This window comes from Bremerella sp. JC817, from assembly GCF_040718835.1.
Lineage (GTDB): Bacteria > Planctomycetota > Planctomycetia > Pirellulales > Pirellulaceae > Bremerella.
Genome location: NZ_JBFEFG010000274.1, coordinates 917,478 through 937,149, shown reverse-complemented (window position 1 = coordinate 937,149; position 19,672 = coordinate 917,478). Strand labels below are relative to the sequence as shown.

Annotated in this window: 15 protein-coding genes; 2 read left to right on the top strand and 13 right to left on the bottom strand. The window is 56.4% G+C overall.

Translation table 11 applies throughout. The features are described from left to right. Positions 1 to 52: 52 nt before the first annotated feature. Positions 53 to 2,164 (top strand): AAA family ATPase, encoded by a 2,112-nt coding sequence (locus tag AB1L30_RS18025; RefSeq protein WP_367014795.1) that lies wholly within the window; start codon positions 53 to 55, stop codon positions 2,162 to 2,164. 8 nt (positions 2,165 to 2,172) lie between these two features. Further along, a complete protein-coding gene (locus tag AB1L30_RS18020; RefSeq protein WP_367014794.1) occupies positions 2,173 to 3,420 on the top strand; it encodes a hypothetical protein in 1,248 nt (415 codons plus the stop codon). A 370-nt stretch (positions 3,421 to 3,790) separates the two neighbouring features. Here the strand turns inward: AB1L30_RS18020 and AB1L30_RS18015 are convergent, their stop codons facing one another. The 13 genes from AB1L30_RS18015 to AB1L30_RS17955 form a co-directional block, all read right to left on the bottom strand. Beyond that, the gene (locus AB1L30_RS18015; protein ID WP_367014793.1) at positions 3,791 to 4,912 is read right to left on the bottom strand and encodes a phage portal protein; all 1,122 of its coding nucleotides are present in this window, start codon (positions 4,910 to 4,912) and stop codon (positions 3,791 to 3,793) included. Positions 4,913 to 4,940: 28 nt separating this feature from the next. Beyond that, positions 4,941 to 5,147: a hypothetical protein gene (locus AB1L30_RS18010; protein ID WP_367014792.1), complete on the bottom strand. Its 207-nt coding sequence runs from the start codon at positions 5,145 to 5,147 to the stop codon at positions 4,941 to 4,943. Between the two features lie 189 nt (positions 5,148 to 5,336). Further along, positions 5,337 to 5,528, bottom strand: coding sequence for a hypothetical protein (locus AB1L30_RS18005; RefSeq protein ID WP_367014791.1), 192 nt, complete (start codon positions 5,526 to 5,528; stop codon positions 5,337 to 5,339). 4 nt (positions 5,529 to 5,532) lie between these two features. After that, on the bottom strand, positions 5,533 to 7,827 hold the full coding sequence (locus AB1L30_RS18000) for a terminase gpA endonuclease subunit (RefSeq protein WP_367014790.1): 2,295 nt from the start codon (positions 7,825 to 7,827) through the stop codon (positions 5,533 to 5,535). Beyond that, positions 7,820 to 8,002, bottom strand: a complete 183-nt coding sequence (locus AB1L30_RS17995; protein ID WP_367014789.1) for a hypothetical protein — start codon at positions 8,000 to 8,002, stop codon at positions 7,820 to 7,822. The genes AB1L30_RS18000 and AB1L30_RS17995 overlap by 8 nt, the downstream gene beginning before the upstream one ends. An 85-nt stretch (positions 8,003 to 8,087) precedes the next feature. After that, positions 8,088 to 8,561 carry a hypothetical protein gene (locus tag AB1L30_RS17990; protein ID WP_367014788.1) on the bottom strand — a complete coding sequence of 158 codons (474 nt, stop codon included), beginning with the start codon at positions 8,559 to 8,561 and terminating at the stop codon, positions 8,088 to 8,090. Between the two features lie 42 nt (positions 8,562 to 8,603). Beyond that, positions 8,604 to 9,371: a hypothetical protein gene (locus AB1L30_RS17985; protein ID WP_367014787.1), complete on the bottom strand. Its 768-nt coding sequence runs from the start codon at positions 9,369 to 9,371 to the stop codon at positions 8,604 to 8,606. Between the two features lie 41 nt (positions 9,372 to 9,412). Continuing rightward, the gene (locus AB1L30_RS17980) at positions 9,413 to 9,697 is read right to left on the bottom strand and encodes a hypothetical protein (RefSeq protein WP_367014786.1); all 285 of its coding nucleotides are present in this window, start codon (positions 9,695 to 9,697) and stop codon (positions 9,413 to 9,415) included. Continuing rightward, entirely contained in the window at positions 9,694 to 10,326 is a 633-nt protein-coding gene (locus tag AB1L30_RS17975; protein ID WP_367014785.1) for a hypothetical protein, read from the bottom strand. The genes AB1L30_RS17980 and AB1L30_RS17975 overlap by 4 nt, the downstream gene beginning before the upstream one ends. Positions 10,327 to 10,328: 2 nt before the next feature. Beyond that, entirely contained in the window at positions 10,329 to 10,781 is a 453-nt protein-coding gene (locus tag AB1L30_RS17970) for a hypothetical protein (protein ID WP_367014784.1), read from the bottom strand. Between the two features lie 335 nt (positions 10,782 to 11,116). Further along, positions 11,117 to 11,305 carry a hypothetical protein gene (locus AB1L30_RS17965; RefSeq protein WP_367014783.1) on the bottom strand — a complete coding sequence of 63 codons (189 nt, stop codon included), beginning with the start codon at positions 11,303 to 11,305 and terminating at the stop codon, positions 11,117 to 11,119. A gap of 346 nt (positions 11,306 to 11,651) precedes the next feature. Continuing rightward, positions 11,652 to 12,692: a hypothetical protein gene (locus tag AB1L30_RS17960; protein ID WP_367014782.1), complete on the bottom strand. Its 1,041-nt coding sequence runs from the start codon at positions 12,690 to 12,692 to the stop codon at positions 11,652 to 11,654. After that, entirely contained in the window at positions 12,686 to 18,067 is a 5,382-nt protein-coding gene (locus AB1L30_RS17955) for an RHS repeat-associated core domain-containing protein (protein WP_367014781.1), read from the bottom strand. The genes AB1L30_RS17960 and AB1L30_RS17955 overlap by 7 nt, the downstream gene beginning before the upstream one ends. Positions 18,068 to 19,672: the final 1,605 nt, after the last annotated feature.

Here is a 19,672-nt window from a genome sequence, read left to right as displayed (position 1 = left end):
CCCCAGCTTTCCAGCGATAGACCACTGAACCTTCCCTTGGGAGTTCCTCACCATGGACCCGGCAAAACTTCAGGCGGCCCGGCAGTTGTTTCTGGGCTATGTTCCCGACTTCCAAAGCTTCGACCACCCGCCAGAAGATTTTGCCCGGGAAGAGATTCAATACAAGCGAGAAGCCGCGCGGAAGTTGCGGGAGGTGTGGGGGCCGTACGTCCAGGGCGAAGCCAAGGTAACGACCGACGCCGAGGCGAAGCAGAAGCTGTTTGAGGCGTATGCGTGGACGCAGTTTCTCGACTGGCGCGGCAAACAGTACATCGAAGAGAAGCTGCTGGTCGAGCCAGGCGACTTTTTTATGCTGCTGGAACTGATTCTGGAGACCTTGCGGGGGAGCGACGCGGGCGACTGGCAGACCCCACTGGGCACGCTGCTCGACTGGCTTCAGCAAAGGCCTTGCCCGGCGGCGCATACGAAACTGATCTCGACCTATTTTCTCTTCCTGTGGAATCCCGGCGAGCATTACTACATCAAGACGCAGGAGTTCGATCGTTTCCTGGGGTTGATCGGCGAGAAAAAGCTGGGGACCGGCAAACCGCTGACGGTCGAAACCTACGCACGGGTCTTGGACATCTGCCAACAGCTTCGGCACGAACTTGCCGACTGGAACGTGACGGACAACATCGACCTCCAAAGCTTCGCCTTCGTCGTGGCCAGTCAAAGCCGCAAGGCTCCGGTCACGCCGGCAGCCTCGGATAAGAAGCCGCAGGCCGACCCGGCGACCGGCGAAACGCCAGAGGAACTGCCGCTGAACCTGATCCTGGCAGGCCCGCCAGGTACCGGGAAGACGTACCGCATATTGAAAGAGCTGATTCCACGCTTCCAGGACGAGCAGGTCGAACTGACGAAAGAAGCGTTTATTGAGGAGCAATGTGGCAAGCTGACCTGGCATGAGGCGATCGCCTTGGCGCTTCTGCTGCATGGTGGCACGGCCAAGGTAGCCGAGATTGCCAGGATGGACCCGGTAGTTGCCCGAGCAGGGGCAAATGACGGAAAGACGTCGATCACGCAGAAGGTTGGGAATGTACTCCGCAGGTACAGTCACCCCGATTGCGAACTGGTCCAGGCTCAAAAATACAGTGAACCTCCCTTGTTCTGGAAGGAGAAGCAAACCCGCTGGCGGCTTCATGATGAGGCGGACGACTGCCTGGAGGAGCTTAAGGAGTTGGCGGCCAGAATTCGAGACTACACCCCGCAGCCAAGCGTTGTCCGGCGATACGATTTCGTCACCTTCCACCAGTCGTATAGTTACGAAGACTTTGTCGAGGGGATCAAGCCGGTGGTGATGGACGAGACCGAAAGCGATGCCGCTGGCGAGGTTGCTTACTGCGTCCAGCCAGGCATCTTCCGGCGAATGGTCAAGCGGGCGATGGACGACCCAGGCAACAGCTATGCCTTGTTCATCGACGAAATTAACCGGACGAATATCTCGAACGTGTTTGGTGAGTTGATCACGCTGATTGAGCCTGACAAGCGAATGCGGTTTGATGAGAAGACTAGCGAATGGATCGACGGGGTGCGTGTCAAGCTTCCTTACACCCATACGATGCTGCCCAGCGAACCCCTGTTCGGCGTGCCGGATAATCTGTACCTGATTGGCACGATGAACACCGCCGACCGCAGCATCGCCTTGCTGGATTTAGCATTGCGTCGCCGGTTTTCGTTTGAAGAGGTCATGCCCGACCCGAGCCTGCTCACGCGTGTCGCGCCGATAGAAACGGAGGATGGTCCGATTCATCTCGACCTGATGCTCGACCGGATGAATCAGCGCATCGAGTTTCTTTATGACCGCGACCATACGATCGGGCACTCTTACTTGATGAAAGTACGAACGTTCGACGAACTGCAGACCGTCTTTCTGGAGAAGATCGTTCCGCTGCTGCACGAGTATTTCTACGGCGATTGGGAGAAAGTGCAGTTAGTGCTAGGGGACCTGGTGGATGGCAACGAACAAGATGGCCGCGCCAAGTGCCATCCGGCCGCGATCGTCGGGCACCAAGTCCAGGTCGCCAGCAAGGTACTGGGGGTGACCAGCGATAACTATCAGGATCAGCGTTCTTACGCGATAGCCGAAGAACTATCGCCAGAGAGCTTCCGCAAGATCTATCGCTGAGGTTTGCTGTGAAGGTTGCGAATGTACTGACGCTGCGAGAGCACGAGACTGCCCGGATCGGTCCGGAGTGGAACCCTGCGGCCAAAATGGTCACCGGTCGCGACGCTGCCAAGCTTGAGCATCTGCAGCGACAGACCGGGCAGAAGGTGTTTGAGATTGGCCGACACGCCATCAAGGCGAGTAATTTTGCGGGCACGATATCACTCGGCAACCGAGCCATCGAGGTACTGCCAAAAACGGACCTGAGCAACGACCAGACTCGGCGGCGGCTGATTGAAATGCTGACTGTCGCCCAGATGATTCCATTTCGGGAAGTCGACATCGCCCCGCAAGCCAGTCGGGCAGGCACACTGTTAGATATATTCATGTTGGTCTATCTAAGGCACCTGACGACCGAGTGGCGAAGAGGCCGGGTGGCCAACTATCGGAAAGTCGATGCTAACCGAAGCTGTCTCAAGGGCAAGTTGCTCTTCGCAGAACATGTGCGCCGGAACGTAGCCCACGCCGAGCGTTTCTATACGCGGTGCGACTCCTTCACGGTCGATGTGCCCCTTTCCCAGACGTTGAAACTGGCGACCAACGTGTGTCGTCGCTATGCGATGCAGCACTCGATCGGGCAAGAGGCTCTTTCACTGCTGATGGAGTTTGACGAAGTGAGCGATGTTCGCTTCAGCCCGCAACAACTGGCGTTGATCAATACGGATCGGCAAAACGAGCGATTTTCATCGATACTGAGCCTGGGCAAGAGCCTGATTCTGGGAGAGTCGCCAGATCGCACCGCGGCGACGTCGACTTTCAGCCTGATGTTTGACATGAACGCTGTCTTCGAGCGATATATCGCCGGCCTGATGAAACGTGCGATTGGCTCAGACTTGTGCCGAGTCACTGCTCAGATGGGCGGAGAGCATCTGCTGCAGCGGGAGGGTAAAGGTCAATTTAGTTTGAGGCCTGACATCGGCGTTCACGAGAAAGGGAGACTTATTTGCCTGGTAGATACCAAGTGGAAGCTGCTCGATCCGTCCAAACCGCACGACAAGGTATCGCAGGCGGATATGTACCAAATGTATGCCTACGCGAAAGAGTTTGCCTGTCCGCGAGTGATCCTGCTGTATCCTTGTGCGATGATGCCGCCAGGCCACTTGGCGACCTATCACATTGAGAATATGGATGGTCCACGCATCGAAGTCCGGACGGTCGATATCGCCGAACCACCGACCAAGGTTGTCACACAACTGCAATCGTTCTTTGCGACCTGATCGGTCGCCACAAACTCGATCCAGGCCCCCCGGGGTTAGGTTCTTCCGGGGCTGATATTTTGGCAACCCCGACGGGAACGGTCGAAAATCGGGACTTTGTTTCTTTCTGTGTCTGGCCGTTTCGGGTTGAAAACCAGGCTAAGGAAGGTCAATATTACCCGGCCTTTTTAAGCTTCGAGGCCAACTTGTCCCCCTGGTCCTGGCCATCAGATTTCCGGACACCACGGTGGAATAAATCCAGTACAACATTCGCCCAAGCTGCCGCCACTTCCTGGGGAAAGTCAGAAACATCGACATCGGCGTCGTCTTGGGGCACTGGTGAGTTAGTTGCTTGATGGTTGGGCATTGGCTTTGTTTCTCCCTTGGCTTTCTAGTTCGCTATTGGACTTGCTTGGCGCAAATTGAACGTAGACTCGTTCGAATGCGTTGTTTCATAAAAAAAGGCCTCTTGATCGCCATTGTTGAACGGCATATTGAGACAGCGGGCGATTTCGCAAAGCACCGCGTCGCGGAACATCTTGTATGTGGTGGTTGGCTGGGTGGCTTCCAACTGCTTCAGTTCCCAGCCTTGTGGCAAGGTGACCATCATCCGCATGGTCAACTCGATCAGGTCCCCAGCTTCCACTTCCTCGGGGCCATCGACAGCGTCCGGCTTGGAGAACATGACGCCCGCGAAGTTCGAGGCCGTTTCGGCTGCATGGCAAGTTGCCAGCGTGTAGCGTCGCAAAAGAGCGAACAAAGGCAACGCGGAAACAATCCAGGAAATCCCCCGGCGTTGGCCTGGGCGGTCTTTCCGGAAGTAGTGCATCACCTGGTCGGCTTCCAGACGCTTGGTCTTGAAGAGCTGGCCGTTGGGATACGTGTCGCCTGGGTGGTGTTCCAGGAAGTGGTATGCCACCGGGTAGCCTGCTGCGTCGTATTCGATCCCGTCTTCGCGGCGATCGGTCTGCCAGAACTCGGTATCGGTGCAGTAATCCGCCTCCAGCAGCTTCACGTCCAGCTGGACGTTGTTGCGAACATTGGGATTCGTAGCCGCGACGCCGTAGATCTCGCCATCGACTACCGTGCTGCTGATCGCAGTTCGAAGAGTAGAGGCCAGTTGTACGCGACGCATCCAGCGGCGAAAGTTCGCTTCCAGCTTCTGCGCGGCTGGGCGGTTAGAATGTTCGACGCGAAGATTCGGGCCGGTGCCGACCACGTCGTTGGACATCGTGAGAATCATGCCTCGGGCGAAGCTGTTGTTCTCGAGACATTCATACCGAGCTCGAGAACGTACCCGACGACGAACATTTGGATTCGTCGCGGCCCGGGCCGAAAGCAGATCGGCGTTGGCCCAATGGTTCCTGTTCAGATTGTCGGTTACGGCCGCATCGTAACGGGCACGCAGCTGACGATACTGAGAAGCCAGGCGGTCACGCTGCATCTCTCGGCGGATCGGATTGCCGTCCGCTCCTAAGATCTCAACTCGCGATTTGTCGTTGGTGACTACCACGGGAAGCTGCCCCTAGCTTTCGTGATGATTAACCGGCCGTACCAGGTGGAACCATTTGACGTGCCGAAAAGAATCCCCGTTTCTTGATGGCCTTCTTCTGGCTCAGGTACTTGTCTGCCGCGACCAGATCAGGAATCGAATGTCCTTGCACCGTCACGCCGTCAACCGTCACCTGCCGCGGCTTGTTGGCCGCGTCGGCGATTTCGTTCGTCAGATCCTGCTGTTCGTCTGCCATAGGTGTCCCCAGCTATTGGCGTTTCGTTCTGCATGCGAATTTGTGAGACAGGCTGTCGAACCAGCTTGCCGCATCTTGTCAGATGGTGTTCTTACGACGAGAACGACCGACGCGGGAGATCGAATCGGGGGCCTGCAGTGAGATTGGCAGAGCAAGTTCCATATATGGAACTAGGCCCGGAAATTATCTTCAGGCGACTCTCTCGACAGTCGAAAATCGACGGCCACAATGCTGGCATTCGCGGACACGAACCGTCTTGCCCATCTGCTGCCGCGTGTAGTACACCGGCGCGTAACCGCTTCCACACTGCGGACAGGCGACACCGGCAGGCTGAGGAGGTGGCGATTTTGTTGCGGGGGCCTTCTTTTGCCGAGGGGCCATGGTGCTACCTCCATCCTTGTTCAGCACGTTTGCGGGCCATCACTTCGCTGAACTTCATTTTTGCCTTCTTCTTCTCACGGCGTGGGCGAGCTCGCAGAAGACTTGCATCAGGTACCGCACAACCTCTTCGGCTGCCGGCCACCAGGCAGCCCACCACGCAGTCCAACAGATGGTTGTCGCGGCCTGGTCGATTCTCCCAGACATCGACCACATTCCCCTTGGCCGAAACACGATTGGCGTATTCTGCGGCGCAGTGTTCCGAAATCATTCGATGCTCAATGGGCTTACCATCGTAGAGAGTCCAACAGCCAGGCTGCCCGATGGGGGCCTTCCAGCGTTTTTGCAGTTCTGATTTCCAGTGATGCGTATCGTGCAAGAGATACCGTACCGGGTTTTTGCGCGTAGCCAGGGGAATTATCCATTCTTCACCGATCTCGACGCCTGGCGTGGGTTTCGTTTCGCTAATCCGCTTTTCGGTTGGCTTACGGCTATCCCCCTTGGCGGGAATCATTCGCGCCCGATGGGGCGATTCGGCAATGAACTGCTTAATGACAGGCGTCCAACTCCCCATATCGATCATCAGAAGGTCCAGCTGGAATTCCGCCCCATCTTCTCGTTCCCACTTTCGCAGCATCAAGTCTTCATTTACCAAACGTTCTAAGGCTTGGCGAATCTGGGCGTCTTCCAATAGTTTTCCCATCAGGACACCCTCGTCCGTTTTCTGGCGACTGATAGGGTTGGCGATTCGGTTGCTGTAGGCGAAGTATTTTGTCGGCTGCTTGGGCCAGGTACCATAGTCGGGGATGTGTCCGCTGAAGTCGGTCTTCAGGGCTGCCAGGACGTAATAGAGACAATGCAACTGAACATCGACAAAGCCGACCATCAGCTCGGTATCGTTGGGAATGTCGCCCCGTTTATAGTTGCGGACCTTCGCGGCGATCTCGTCCGCCGTCAGGATTACCAGGTCGGTCGATTCCGGATTAATCGGATCATTCTGGTATTCAGCCGCAAAGATGACCGGGTCTCGGTCTCGCAAATGCATGGCGTGCTGAATGGCCGAAATTTCGCCAGGGTCAAACCGACTGGTCCAGTAAGGGACCGCACCGCGATCCATCTCCTTGCGGTTCTTCCGATAGAAGGCATTGGCCCGGTCGGGGCCGAGGCCTGCTTCTAGATCGGCCCGCCGAATGGCGAAATATTCTTCCCAGATCTCTTCGTTGGCAGGCATCGACTTCATCATCTGGATGCGAATCCCCTGCCACTCGGGATTCTTTTTGCGGTCCAGATAGCGGGCTGCCAGGTCGTCTTGGCAGATCACCGTGCAAGGCATGATGGCGGTCAGAGATTTCCCTGGGCCAGCCATCCCGAGAATTGTGCCATTGATCACCTTTTCACGCTTGCGAACCTGCGTCGGGTTCTCGGCCGATTCGTCGTCTTGCGGATCGTCTAGCAGCACCAGGTCCGGCCGAAATGTGTCTCCGTTGGCGTTGGTATATTTCTGCCCGCGGATACCTTTCGAGGTGATGCCGAACGTGCGAATGATCGAACCGCTGCAGCTGCTACCCTCGACCGTGGGAAACACCAGCTCGTTGTCATGCCAGCTGATCTGCGTTCTAGCTCCATCGATGTGTTGACCCCGGCAGCGATTGGGCTGCCCTTCCAATCGCATGACCGGAATGCAAACTTCCGGGAAGTCTTCAACCAGCAGATCCTTCGCAACCAGATAGGTTTTGATCGTTTCGAGCAGTTCCTGGCCTTTCTCGGCCGTGGCCCCTACGATCACGCAGAAGTTGCAGTGCCCAAACAGAATTGCCCAGAGAGCCGCGGCTTCAGTGATGGTCGTTTTGCCGGAACCTCGGGGCATAGCCAACGCAAAGTTGCCACCGGTCAAGATGGCATTTTGCATCGTCTCGAAGATCTTCAGATGATCGTCCGACCAGGCGAAGAATCCCTCGGGCTTGATGTAGGTATCAAAGAAGAGCAGAAGGCTATAGCGACAGGCCTCGCGTCGCTCAGGATCGACGATCGAAGGTAAAGGACCAATGTCCTGTCCCTTCTTCGTCGACTCGGCGCTGCGCTCCCGTGCCTTCTCTTTTTTGTCCTCGTAGGTGACCGCTCCCGTCTGCCTGGCCTGGTACCGATCGACCAGGCTACCGACGTACGCTCCCACGTCGACCGCTTTGCCGAGGCCCAGCTCGGACCGATGCCGGCGAAGCGTCCGTTCGTCGATCACCTTGCCGAGGCCGGCGTTGTTGATCTCTTCCAGCAGCTCGGTCGCGTCGATCTGGATACTAACCAAGTGAGGCCCCCTTCGTGCGCACCAGTAGCCAGGCGGTCAGCTTGTAGATGTTGATCGTGCCGTTGCTGTTGCGTGGGCAACCATCCTTCACCAGCTCGGCAATCACAGCTCGATCGACGTTCAGCAGATCCGCGGTTTTCTTCAGTGACAGTCGCGAAAGTTCACCAGGCTTCACGCTTTCTCCCCTCGATACAGCAACAAGCCCGCGGCCACTCCGAAGAACGGCCGCGGGCTCAACTCACAAAAGGTTTCTGCGTTAGCTAGACCCCTTGGGCCTTCAGGTCGTTGTTGGAAGTCAGACGCGTTGTGGCGTCCTGCAGATCTTTCTTCCGGTCGTTGACCTCGGCCGCGATCGCCGCGAACTCGCTGGCGTCATTCTTGGCGAAGTCGGCGATCAGCGTCCGGACCAACTTCCCCAACATGAAACGCCGCCCCTCGACCGACTGCAGGTTGTCGGCCATCTGCTCGGCAACATTGGTCAGGCCGACGCCATCCCCCAACGAGATCGCCGACAACAGGTTGGCAATAAGGGGAAGTTTGGCTTCGGCCGCGGCGTGCTGGGCACGCTGCAGGATCTTCCGTTCGGCGATGCCGATCACGGTCCCCAGCAGGCCTTTCGACTCGGCCGGCGTTGCGGCCTGGTTGGTTTCTTCGTCCTTTGGCTTCTGGACGAAAAGGATATAAACGGCCCCAGCCAGGCCCCAGAACAGCGGATTGCTCAACAGTGCGAACATGCAACGATTCCTTTCATTGCGGTGTAATGTGTGTGGGATGGGTTACTTGGCCGACTTGCGGGATCGCCGGCGCTTCCACAGCCAGGCACCACCCACAATTCCAGCCGCGATGGCCGATTGCCCCAGATTGAAACCATTCGCCCAGGGTGCCACTTGCGGACCGAAGATCGATATCAACGCATCGGCCAGCGGTGTCTTCTTGTCGGCCGGTGGTGAGCTTGCCTGGTTGGTTTCCGGGGGAGCCACTGGTTGCCCTTCGATCGGTGCCGGTGGCAAGTCTGGGTTGCAGTTCGGCCCAGGGCAGACGTTCGGGCCAGGTCGTCGGTTGAAGATCCAGCCGCCCACCTTCTTGGCGCGTAGTTGCTGGTCCTCGATCGGCCGCAGCGTCTGGGCTGCAAGATCCAACGCCGCGACCAGTTCGTCGGGGCTGGTGACCGATTTGAGAATCGTCCCGCCCAGCTGGGCACGCATCGCCCCGTCCACGTCTTGGATCACCAGAATCGGGTAATCGTTGCCGTAGGTCGGCTTCAGGTGGTGCGTGAAAAGCTCGCTTTCGCTGGTGTAGTGCCGCCACTCGGTTCGGCTTCGCAGCTCGGCCAGGCGGGGATCAGAATCGAACCAACTGGTAATCGGCGTGGCTTGCCCTTTGGACGTTACGAGAACCGTATACCAGCGTTGATTCTCGGGCAGGTTGACCCCTTCGATCTGCTCGACGAAGCCCATCTTCGGCGGCTCGGGTGGCGATGTCTCGCCGATACTGGCGATCAGTGACACAGCCACGATCAGGCCGGCCAGTAGTTTGCGGTTCATGTTGGTTCCCCCAGTGTGAAGTGTGAAAGGTAACCGGCCGACTAGATAGCCGGTGGTTGAATTGGTGTCAGCGGAATTTGCGGGGGTGATATTCGCGGCATCGGTGCCGGCGTGATCTTCTGGCGCTCGACTGCTTCGCATCGCTCGCAGTGACATTGCCGCGCCGCTGCCAACCAGGCATTGAAGGCCGGCATCATGTCGGTGCAAAACTCGAAGGTCGAGACCAGCGTGCAAAACAGCAACGCCAACAGAACCGCCAGGTCGCCTAGCACGTTGGTCGCGTTGGCTTTCTCCGTGGGCTTCGTGCTGTTATCGCTTTGGCTCATGGCTCGGGATTCTCCAAGTAGTCGTTCGGATCGTAGGGAACTGGTGGTGGTGCCTCGACCAGCGGCACGATCGCCCCACCCCCGTAGCCACGCCAGCGCCGTAGAAACTCGGCCTTCTCGATGAAGATGAAGTTCTTGGTGCGGTTGTTGTCCAACAGGCAGGCCATCTCGCGGCCGTCTTTTCGGACCCAGCCCAGGAAGCTGATCGCGTGGTAATGAAAGAAGTGGATCGCAGCAACCAGGCGATGATCGTGGGCATAGTTCAGGATCGACACGTCGGCCGATTCCTGCCCGTTGCCGACCAGCCTGGTCGCTTTGTAGGGGATCCCGTAACGCTTCAGTACCTTGGCGATGTCGCTGGTGGAAGCCGCGCCCCCGTAGTTGTTCCGCCAGTTGGTCGCGATCTCGGCCTTGTCGGCCCATCGCAACGCCACCTGGGTTGACGCGTGATAACACGAACCGCCCCAGTAGTTCTGAACACGCAGCGGAAACGGCACGTCAGCCGGTGGCCGGCTCGGGTCGATCGACTTCCGATGGAAGTAGCGGACCGCCAGGTGTATGGCCGTCTCGCCAGCTCCGAAGCTTGCCGACAGAAGCAGGATCGCCGCGGCCGCGCGTCGTCGATCCATCGCTATGCCGCGGCTTTCTTCGCAACAGCGAATGAGACCGAACCCTTGCTAATCTTGGTTTCGACCTGGTTGAAAAGACCTAGAAGTTGCTTGGCCTGGGCTTCCTGATCGGCCGTGATGTTGTCGCCCAGTGTTTCGCCTTCCTTGGTGGCCTTCGCGAACGCTCGTAGCTGTTCGGCACACTTGCCAGGTTCCGGCGTTTGCGTGATCAGCCAGGCGATCACCTTTGTCGGTGCGATGCCGTTGTTGCTGTTTTTGGCGAAGTCGTGCCCGATGGATAGGTTGCCGCTGATCGACTCCTCGACCTTCAGCTTGCCGACCGTTCCGGAGATCTTCAGATCGACCGGGAACGCATCGCCACCGACTAGTTGTGTGCGATCGCCTTGCTTCTTGGCGTAGCTCTGCACCGCGTGCAGGGCTGCAGCTCGTGCCCGGATCTTAGTTAGCCTTGGCATCCTTGCCCCCTTTTACTGAGTCGATTCCTCGCCTGCCTTGCCCCCAACGTCTGCCATTACTTCGACGCGGCAGCGTTGCATGAAAAAACGGAAGGGGTGCATCCATGCACCTAGCGCCATCCTGGCTTCCTTCCGGACCTGGGCCTGGTACTGCCCCCAATACCAGGCTTCAGGCTTTGGCGATTCCTTCGCCGCTCTGCTTGGGCGATCCTTCACCCGGGTGAATCAACAAAAAAAGCCGGCCGCATCTTCCATCGTTGGAAGTCGCGGCCGGCGTTGTGTGGTTACGGTGCCAGCTTGCGGCCGAGGCCGCTGGTGTGGTTGTCCGGATCTGCTTAGATCGCGGTGGGCTTCGGTACGTGAACCGGTGCCCGTTGGTTCTTTTTCGGAAATGGATTGCGGTCGACTTGGACCTTATCCCCTGGTTCGTCCAGGATGACCAGGGCAATCTTTCGCCCCGTGTCATTCACAATTCGCTTGCCGAGAACCACGACCGATTCCCGCAAGCCCAGCTCGATTTTCATAGGCTGCCCCTATCAATGACGCCCACTAAGATAGGCACCAAACTGTAGATGCGTCCAGATGTTTCCTGGTGAAAAGTGCGATGAATTCTGTAATTCGCTGGCTCGGATGTTGCCCAGAACTACGCGGCTTGCCTCGCTTGCCGCCAGGTCGGCCGGACACAGAAAGAAACAAAGTGCCAATTTTCGACCGTTCCCGTCGGGGCATAAGCAAATAGATCGCAGGAAGAACCTAACCCCGGGGAGGAGATAGTTGCAACTCTACGGTAAAATCCACTACTGAACTGTCATGACCTGCTTTTCACTTGGCAATTTAACCTGAGCGAAGTCGGTGCCACTCGCGCGATCTTTACCGCTGCAGCCGTTCCTCGATCTCTGCTTCAACGCTGCGCTGGCCCTCTTCGTCGCCCATTTCTTTCAGGGCGGTTTGGTATTCGCGTAGATGTTCAATGAGCGCATTTTTGGGGTAAGTTGGATAAGACTTCGCAATGCGTAGCATCTCTTGGTATGCCTCGGGAACACGCTCGAAGTCGCCAAGGGCGCGTTTGGCGCGGGCATATTCTCGAAGCAGCCGCAGGTAGTACTTCACGTCGGATCCGTCAGGTATGTATCCTGTGTTGAGCCCTGTCTGGGCATGAACCAACGCAAGGTCCGGTCGCTGATCTTGATTCAACACGGCAGCCATTGATCCTTGGATCGTGAGATAGCGTGTGCTCTTCTTCGAGTGAACGGCTTCGAGCTCGCGAAGCGCGATGTTGCCGTAGGGCATCGCTTTATGGAATGCTTTGGTTTCGACGTACAAAGCGTAGAGGGTCTGGTTAATCTGGCAGAAGACAAAGCACTTTTGCTGCTGGTCTTCTTCGAGCGTGTCGCGTACCTGGTGGGCGAGTTGAATTGCCTCTTCCAATTTGGAACCGTGAAGCAGCATCTCATTCGCCAGGGAAGACTGCAATTCGATGGTGTGATAAGAACGTTCTCCGAAGACACGCGTAGAGTAGTCGATAGCTTCCAGGAACTTCCGCTGCCCTTCCTCAGGCTGTCTCTGCCGAAAAAATTGAAATGCCGCCATCCTGGCTGCCTGGCGTGCGCGGGCAAGTTCCATCTCTTCTTCGGAGAAGCTAACCGCCTTCTGCAGATCACTCAAAACAAAGGCAATATGCTCGTCGGAGATCGTTGAAAGCTCTGCTGGCAGCCGATTGTTCAATTCTCGGAGCGTCAGGATCAGTTCTAACTCGGCTTTGAAATCACAACGATTTGCGGCTTCCTCAGCCGTCGCGACAACTCCTTCCAACTGCGATTGAAGCGTCTGAGCCCTGCCCTCGCTGGCCAGCGACCACAGCAGCGTTGGAATTGTGAGCAAGATCAAGGAAGTGAGGGAATTAGTTACCATTTGACTTCTCCGGTGGCTTGCAGTTGACTTGTTGAGGTTAGACTAAAATTGAAATTAGAGCCGCCTGCAGTTGCTCCACCAATCACTACTAGCATTTCGCCGCCGTCGTTCAACAATCCCCCGGCAACTCCAGCGCTGACCGTCCAGTTGTTGTAATTAGTTCGCACGAAGCCACCGCCTCCAACTTTGAACTTTCCGCCAATTCGGTAGTCGCCGGAAATTTTCATAGCGAAGTTAGAGGCCGTATAATTACCTCCCGCAGTAGCTAAACTTCCTTTTGCCCCTGCAGCATCCACCTCCAAACTGCTGGCAATTACAGTAGTGCCAACCACACTGTCGAACTTCGCGTTGATTTTCCAATCTTTATTCAAGTTGCCATCTCTGCCACTAAACGTGGCATTGACCGTGCCCTCACAGAGGCCATTCTTAATCTGGTAACTAATGTCGGCTTCCCACGTCAACCCAAAATCGTTCAATTGCCCACTGAGATCAAGACCACCTCCTGGCCAAGGGAGGCTGCCCTTGAGAGGAATTTGTGGGTTGATGAGTTTCTCCCAATCATCTTTTATGGATTGCTCTAGGTTTGCGAATCGGGTTTCAATAGCCGTCGTAATTCTCTTGCGATGAGTTTCAAATTCATTTGAAATGGTCTGAAGTGGATTTAGTAGCTTGCCTTTCCCTTCCGAGATGGCCGCCTTGAATCCATCTATATCGAATCCCTTTCCAGCAAGCGTGCCGAAGTTCTCAGCAGCAATTGCTCGAAAAGCCTTTTCGGCGTAAGACGCAATCGATTCTCCACTCGGAATCTGATGATACAAGTTGATTGGAAGGCCTATGGCAGAAGGCAGGAGTCCCGGGTTTACCTGCACAGGTTGAACTGGAGGAAGTCTTTTCGGACGATCCGTAGGCTCCTCTGGCGGCATAGGAAGACGCACTAGATCATCTTGAAGACCACTCGGATCGATCCGCAGAGTTGCGTCATTTCCAACATACCGATAAAGATTCTCATCTCCCGCCTCAAACTCAATTGGGTCCTGACTCATCCACCTGCCAAGCTCGGCGATGTACCAGCGGTTGGTGTTGTACTGCAGGCCGGTGGCTTCGTCGAAGTAGCGGGCGGTGTAGCCGAGGCCTAGGTCGTCGAGCGAACTGTTGGTTTCGCTCAATACGTTTCCAAAGCTGTCGTAGGCGATGTGGTTGACGACGCTGGTGGTGTCGGTTGCGTCGTTGTATTCGATCCAGTCGTGGACCGTGTTCAGGTGATCGGTCAGCGCCCACAGCGTGTCACCGCTGGAGTTCTCATCGGCCAGAAACTGATCGACACTTGGTCCCCATAGCACGCGGTGCTCGACATCGCCACTATCGTCCAGTTGCAGTAGGATCTGGTTGCTGTCGTAGATGAAGGTGCCGGACTCGTCGACAGTGCCGTCGCCGTTGGAGTCAAGCTCACGCCCGATCAGGCGGTTCGCGAAGTCGTAGGCATACTCCATCTTCTGCTGCTTGACGTCAGAAGCGTTGTAGTCGGTCACACTGACCAGGCGGTTGCGGTAGTCGTACTCGTAAACGGTGTAACTGCCGTCGGCGATGCTGGTCCGTTGGGTCAGGTTTCCTTCGTCGTCGTACGTGAAGTTGAACGTCCCGTCCGACAGAAGCTGATTGTTGTCGCCGGTGCTGTACCCGCCGCCGGTCCGGTTGCCGTTTTCGTCGTAGGTGTACAACTCGTCGTCGGTCGTGCCGGTGCGGTCGGCTCCGGTCAGCTGGTCGGTGTCGTCGTAGCCGTAGTCGGCATCTTCGGCGGAGTAGCCATAGACCGAGAACGCGGTCAGGCGATTGCCTTCGTCGTAGGCGTAGGTGTACCCGGCCAGCGTGCTGGAACTGCCGTCGGTGTGGGTGATGCTGGTAATCTGATCGGCGTTGTCGTAGCCGTAGGTGGTTGTGGCGACCAAGTCCATCCCGGCTAGGTCGGCGTAGCGAGCGATCGAGGTGAACAGTCCCTCGTCTTCGGCATCGTAGGCGAAGTCGACTCGCTTCTCGGCGACTGCGTTTCCGCCGACCTGAGCACTTTGGGTGACCTGGGTCATGCGGTTGTAGTAATCGTAAGCGTAGTTGTTTATCAGGTCGTCGGTGCCGTCGATCTCGGCGGCAAGGCTCGTGCGGCGGCCGAGGGCGTCGTACGCTTCGTCGATCATCACATCGAAGCCAAGAGCGGCCAGGTCGTGCTTGGTGCTCGTGTTGCGACCAAGATTATCGTAGGTAAACGTGTAAGTTGCCTGCGAATCGCTCGCTTCGGTTAGTTGCGATGCGGCGTCGTACGAGTAGCTGAGCGTTTCGACAACGGTTGCCCCGTCCATCCATTTTTCGGCAGTGCGACGCTGCAGGTGGTCGTATTCATAAGCGGTCACGCGGCCGTTGCGATCGGTGTACTCTGCCACGTTCCCAGCAGCATCATACTCGTAACTCCGCGTATCATTCAGCTCGTTCGTGTTGGTGAGCATCCGGTTGAGTTTGTCATACGTCCAGGTCGTCGTGTTCTCTTCGGGATCGGTCAACGTCAGGCGGTTACCATTCGCGTCATAGGTGTACTCCGTTTCACCGCCTTCGGCATCGGTCTTTTTAATCAGACGACCGAGGTTGTCGTACGCATAGCTGGTCGAATTGCCGAGACGATTCGTTTCCGTCAACGTGCGACCGACAGCGTCGTACGTATAAACAGTCCAGGCTGCCAACCCACTGCCCACACTGTCGGGATCAGGCATCGTCATCTTGGTGAGGCGACCCAGATCGTCGTACTCATACGAAGCAGTACCATCGAGGGTGGTCATGCTGACCATGTCTCCCTCATTGTCGTAGGCGTAGGTGGTGGTCGGTGCCGAGAGAGGCCCGGCCCCGTCGGGATCAGGTTCGGTGATCGATACCTGGCGTCCGAGGGCGTCGTACGTGTAGATGGTGGTGCCCGTCGGATCGGTCATCGTGGCGACTTGGCCAGCGGCATTATAGGTGTAGCTGACCACCTGCGAAGCGGCATCGGTCACACTCGCCAGTTGCCCGTCGGCATTGTAGGTATAAGTGGTCACCGGCGCGGTGAGTGCCCCGGCACCGTCGGGATCGGGCAGGGGCACTGTCAGCTGACGCCCCATATTGTCGTAAGTGTAACTGGTCGTGCGGCCGAGCGGATCGGTCGTACTGAGCAGTTGGCCTGCGGCATCGTAGATGTAGGTGGTCTCAGGGGCGGTCAACGCTCCCACGCCGTCGGGATCAGGCAGCGTCACCTTCACCTGGCGACCGAGGTTGTCGTACTGGTACGTCGTCTCGTTCCCCAGTTCGTCGGTCATGCTGACTAGCTGACTCGCGGCGTCGTACTCGTACGACACCTCTGGCGACGTCAACGCCCCGGCACCGTCCGGATCGGCATAAATGACCTTCGTTTGACGGCCCAGGTCGTCGTATTCGTAGGTCGTCACGCCGCCGTTAGGATCAGTCATGCTGACCTGCTGACCGAATTCGTCGTAAGCGTACAACGTCTCCGGCGAAGTGAGTGCACCGACTCCGTCCGGATCAGGCGAAGTGATCTTTACGACTCGGTTCAATGCGTCGTACTCATAGGCGGTCACGTTGCCGAGGGCATCGGTTTCAGTCAGCACGTTACCAGCATCGTCATAGGTGGTGCTGCTAACCGGGGCACTCGCTCCACCGGCTCCATCTGGATCTGGCAAGGTAGTACTCGTCCGGCGACGACGGTTGTCGTAGGTATACGACGTGGTCCCCTTCGGCGTTGTGATCGAAGCGACTTGGCCGGAAGCTGTGTACGAATAGGTCGTCACCAACGCGATGAGGGCACCCGCACCATCCGGGTCGGCCGTCGTGATAGTTTCGACGCGATTGAGTTCGTCGTAGGTATAGGTGGTCGTGCCAAGCTCGGTCGTTTCGGTCAGCTTGTTCCCTTCGGAGTCGTAGGTGTAACTGACGATTGTGCCATCGAAGTTCGTCCTGCTGGCTACTCGTCCGAAGAGGTCGTACGTGATGGTGCTGACCAGCGACTCCAGTGCTCCGACACCGTCGGGGTCTGGCATGGTGACCGAGATCTGCCGCCCCAGATTATCGTACGTATAGGTCGTAACGCGACCGAGCGGATCAGTCACCGTCAGAACGCGGCCTGCGTCGTCGTAGGTGTAAGACGTAACGGGAGCGGACAGCGGGCCAGCCCCGTCAGGGTCGGCCTGGGTGACGGAAGTCAACTTGCCACTGGTGTAGGTGTTGGTGGTGACGTTGCCCAGGGGATCGGTCACCGTTAGTTGATTCCCATCGGAATCGTAGGTGTACGAGGTGACCGGGGCGCTGAGCGGGCCGGTGTCATCCGGATCTTCCTCGGTGACAGAGCTGAGTCGCCCGTACGCATCGTAGGCATAGGTAGTCGTGCGGCCGTTGATCGACTCGGTCGCCTTCTTGCCCAGGCTGTTGTAGGTGTACGTAGTCACCGTCGCCGACAGCGGACCGGCTCCGTCGGGATCGGCCGAAGTGATTGTCAGCTGCCGACCGAGGTCGTCGTAGGTGTAGGTTGTCGTGTTGCCTAGCTCGTCAGTCTGCGTGAGGACGTTCCCGTCCGAGTCGTATGTCGTCGAAGTCGAAGCTTCATTCGCCGTACCCACCGCGTAAGTGGTCGAAGTGCGGCGACCATTCGCGTCGTAAACGTACTCCGTCACCACTCCATCAGCGGCAGTCACCGACTCAACCATCCCTCGCGGCGGATCGGTCACCCAGAACGGAGCATCGGTGTAGGCGTAAGTAGTCGTGAGATCATCCGTCTCCAGATTCACCCCATCATCGATCAGCCCGATCACCTTCGTCTCGGTAAGCATCAACTCGTACGTCGAGTCGTACGTCCAAGTCGTGATGTTCCCTTCCGCATCGGTGTACTGGATCGGCTGATTCCAGGTCGCATGATAAACCCACGTTCGCACGGACTCGTCGGGCAAGGTCTCTGTTAACCTATTACCACGCGAGTCGTAGGTGTACTCGTAAATCGGTGATTCCGAAGGACCGGCACCATCGGGGTCTGGGAGAATCTTCTTGAGCAGCAGGCCGTCCGGGTCACGGATGTAGATGGTCTCGTTGCCGAGAGGATCGATTTCGCGTGTCACGTTACCGAGTATGTCGTACTCGTACTGCTTCGAAATGCCACGGTGATCGGTCACCGTTTCGATAGAATCTTCGCCGGAAACGGCCGCCTGTTCCGGGGAAATGTATTCGTTCCTGAGACCACCCGGCAACTCAATTGACGCTAGGCGTCCGGTCGAGTCGTAGGTGTAAGTGGTTGTTAAGCCATTAACAGTCTTGGAGGCCAGGCTGTCATTGGGATTGTACGAATAGGTTGTCAACGGGGCAGCTAGTGCGCCAGCTCCATCCGGGTCGGTTCCAGTTGCAGACGTTAAAAGATCACCGCTATATGTCAGGCTGACCCAGGCACCTGTGGTGTTCGATGCACTAACTAGTTTGCCTCCCGAATAGCTGAAAGTGCTTGTGCTTAAAGGTCGGACAATTGAGGAAATGAGCTTCTTTGAGCCAATCGTAGTATAACTGTATGTTGTTGTGCGTCCTTTCGTGTCCGTAGTTTCAAGGGCATATCCATTGCTGTCAAATGTTGTAACGGAACCATCCTTGTCAACAAGTTCGTATCCACTTCCCGTAGACGTTAAGCTTGCAAAGGTTCCTTTTGCCGAGATATAGCTACCGCCACCAACATTGGCAAAGAAATCTCCTTGGTTATGGCTTTCTGCCATGACGCCATTTGTGCCCACGTTCAAATAAGGCACGGAGTCGACCTTGACGCTGTACGCGTCGCCGATAAATATGCTTCCTGAAACTTCGTATGGGCCGCCGTTTAAATGATATTTTGCGGGTGATCCAGAGGGAGTTGATGTCAGAATTGCCGAGTATTCAGTAAACGTAGGATCGCCAAATTCACTACGGTCGAATGTGAAAGTAAATACAACTTTTGTCGGCTCTGTGGTTTCGGGAAATCGACCGAAATGATGAGTTTGTGTGAAGCTCTTTCCTCCAATATTACCACTTACGGTCAGGTTGTCTGTCCCATACATTTCTGGGGCAATTGTCGCCGTAAACGAAAGTACGACCTTGCCAGGCTGGACGATTAAAATGTTGTCGTCGCATCCACACGAGGTAAATGGCACATCGTGCGTTGTGCCAGTCTGATTCGAGCTCGTCTTGTCTGCAAAAGTTGCCGTATATTCATCATCGTACACGGGGATAGATATCGACGCATCTACTGAGTCAATGACGTAGGATCCAGGAAGATAGGGATCGGGTGCAAGAGTAAAAGTTAACTCGCCTGTTCCCTCTTGGGTCCAGTTGTCAAGTAGAGGGATGTAGATCACTTCTTCTTCAGTCGCGTCAACCATTACTCCATAGGTGCGATACAGCCCAGAACTGGCATCGTACTCAACATCGAACGTGCTGTAGGCATCGTCCATGTCGATTCGTGAAGTGTCTCCGGATACTTCAAAGTATATGTAGTAATCGTACCATTCATGATCGTAGAGATTGTCTGATATTGTGATTTCTAATGTATCGGCCCCATGACCTTCAGTGATTGCGATCAGATCAGCAGAAAGTGATAAGCCGTCAAGCAGGCACCTAGTCTCAAGCGACTCGAAGAAAGCAGTTGCTGGACTGCCTCGCTTACATGTCGATTTTTTTTTGAAAGGACTCTTGCTCAATCGGCCTAAAGAAGAAAGCAGTTCGCGAAGTGACATGGAAGTCCTTTGCCAAGGTCAGTGGGGAGGGGCTATTGGACCGTGGCTAATCAGATGCAGTGAGTCATCTCCTGGCTAGGCTGACAGCAAAGATACCAGTGCAAGCAGTCGTCGTAAAGTTGATGAAAAGCGCAATAACAGAACAACAGTTTGTATTTCGGGTGGTATCCGCCACGAATGGGGAGGGTGATTGCGCAGACTCTAGAAAAT

Bases quoted from the DNA above. Each gene is read 5' to 3' on its own strand.
- AB1L30_RS18025 (WP_367014795.1), top strand. From the start codon at position 53: ATGGACCCGGCAAAACTTCAGGCGGCCCGGCAGTTGTTTCTGGGCTAT.
- AB1L30_RS18010 (WP_367014792.1), bottom strand. From the start codon at position 5,147: ATGGCAGACGAACAGCAGGATCTGACGAACGAAATCGCCGACGCGGCC.
- AB1L30_RS18005 (WP_367014791.1), bottom strand. From the start codon at position 5,528: ATGGCCCCTCGGCAAAAGAAGGCCCCCGCAACAAAATCGCCACCTCCT.
- AB1L30_RS17990 (WP_367014788.1), bottom strand. From the start codon at position 8,561: ATGTTCGCACTGTTGAGCAATCCGCTGTTCTGGGGCCTGGCTGGGGCC.
- AB1L30_RS17985 (WP_367014787.1), bottom strand. From the start codon at position 9,371: ATGAACCGCAAACTACTGGCCGGCCTGATCGTGGCTGTGTCACTGATC.
- AB1L30_RS17980 (WP_367014786.1), bottom strand. From the start codon at position 9,697: ATGAGCCAAAGCGATAACAGCACGAAGCCCACGGAGAAAGCCAACGCG.
- AB1L30_RS17975 (WP_367014785.1), bottom strand. From the start codon at position 10,326: ATGGATCGACGACGCGCGGCCGCGGCGATCCTGCTTCTGTCGGCAAGC.
- AB1L30_RS17970 (WP_367014784.1), bottom strand. From the start codon at position 10,781: ATGCCAAGGCTAACTAAGATCCGGGCACGAGCTGCAGCCCTGCACGCG.
- AB1L30_RS17965 (WP_367014783.1), bottom strand. From the start codon at position 11,305: ATGAAAATCGAGCTGGGCTTGCGGGAATCGGTCGTGGTTCTCGGCAAG.
- AB1L30_RS17960 (WP_367014782.1), bottom strand. From the start codon at position 12,692: ATGGTAACTAATTCCCTCACTTCCTTGATCTTGCTCACAATTCCAACG.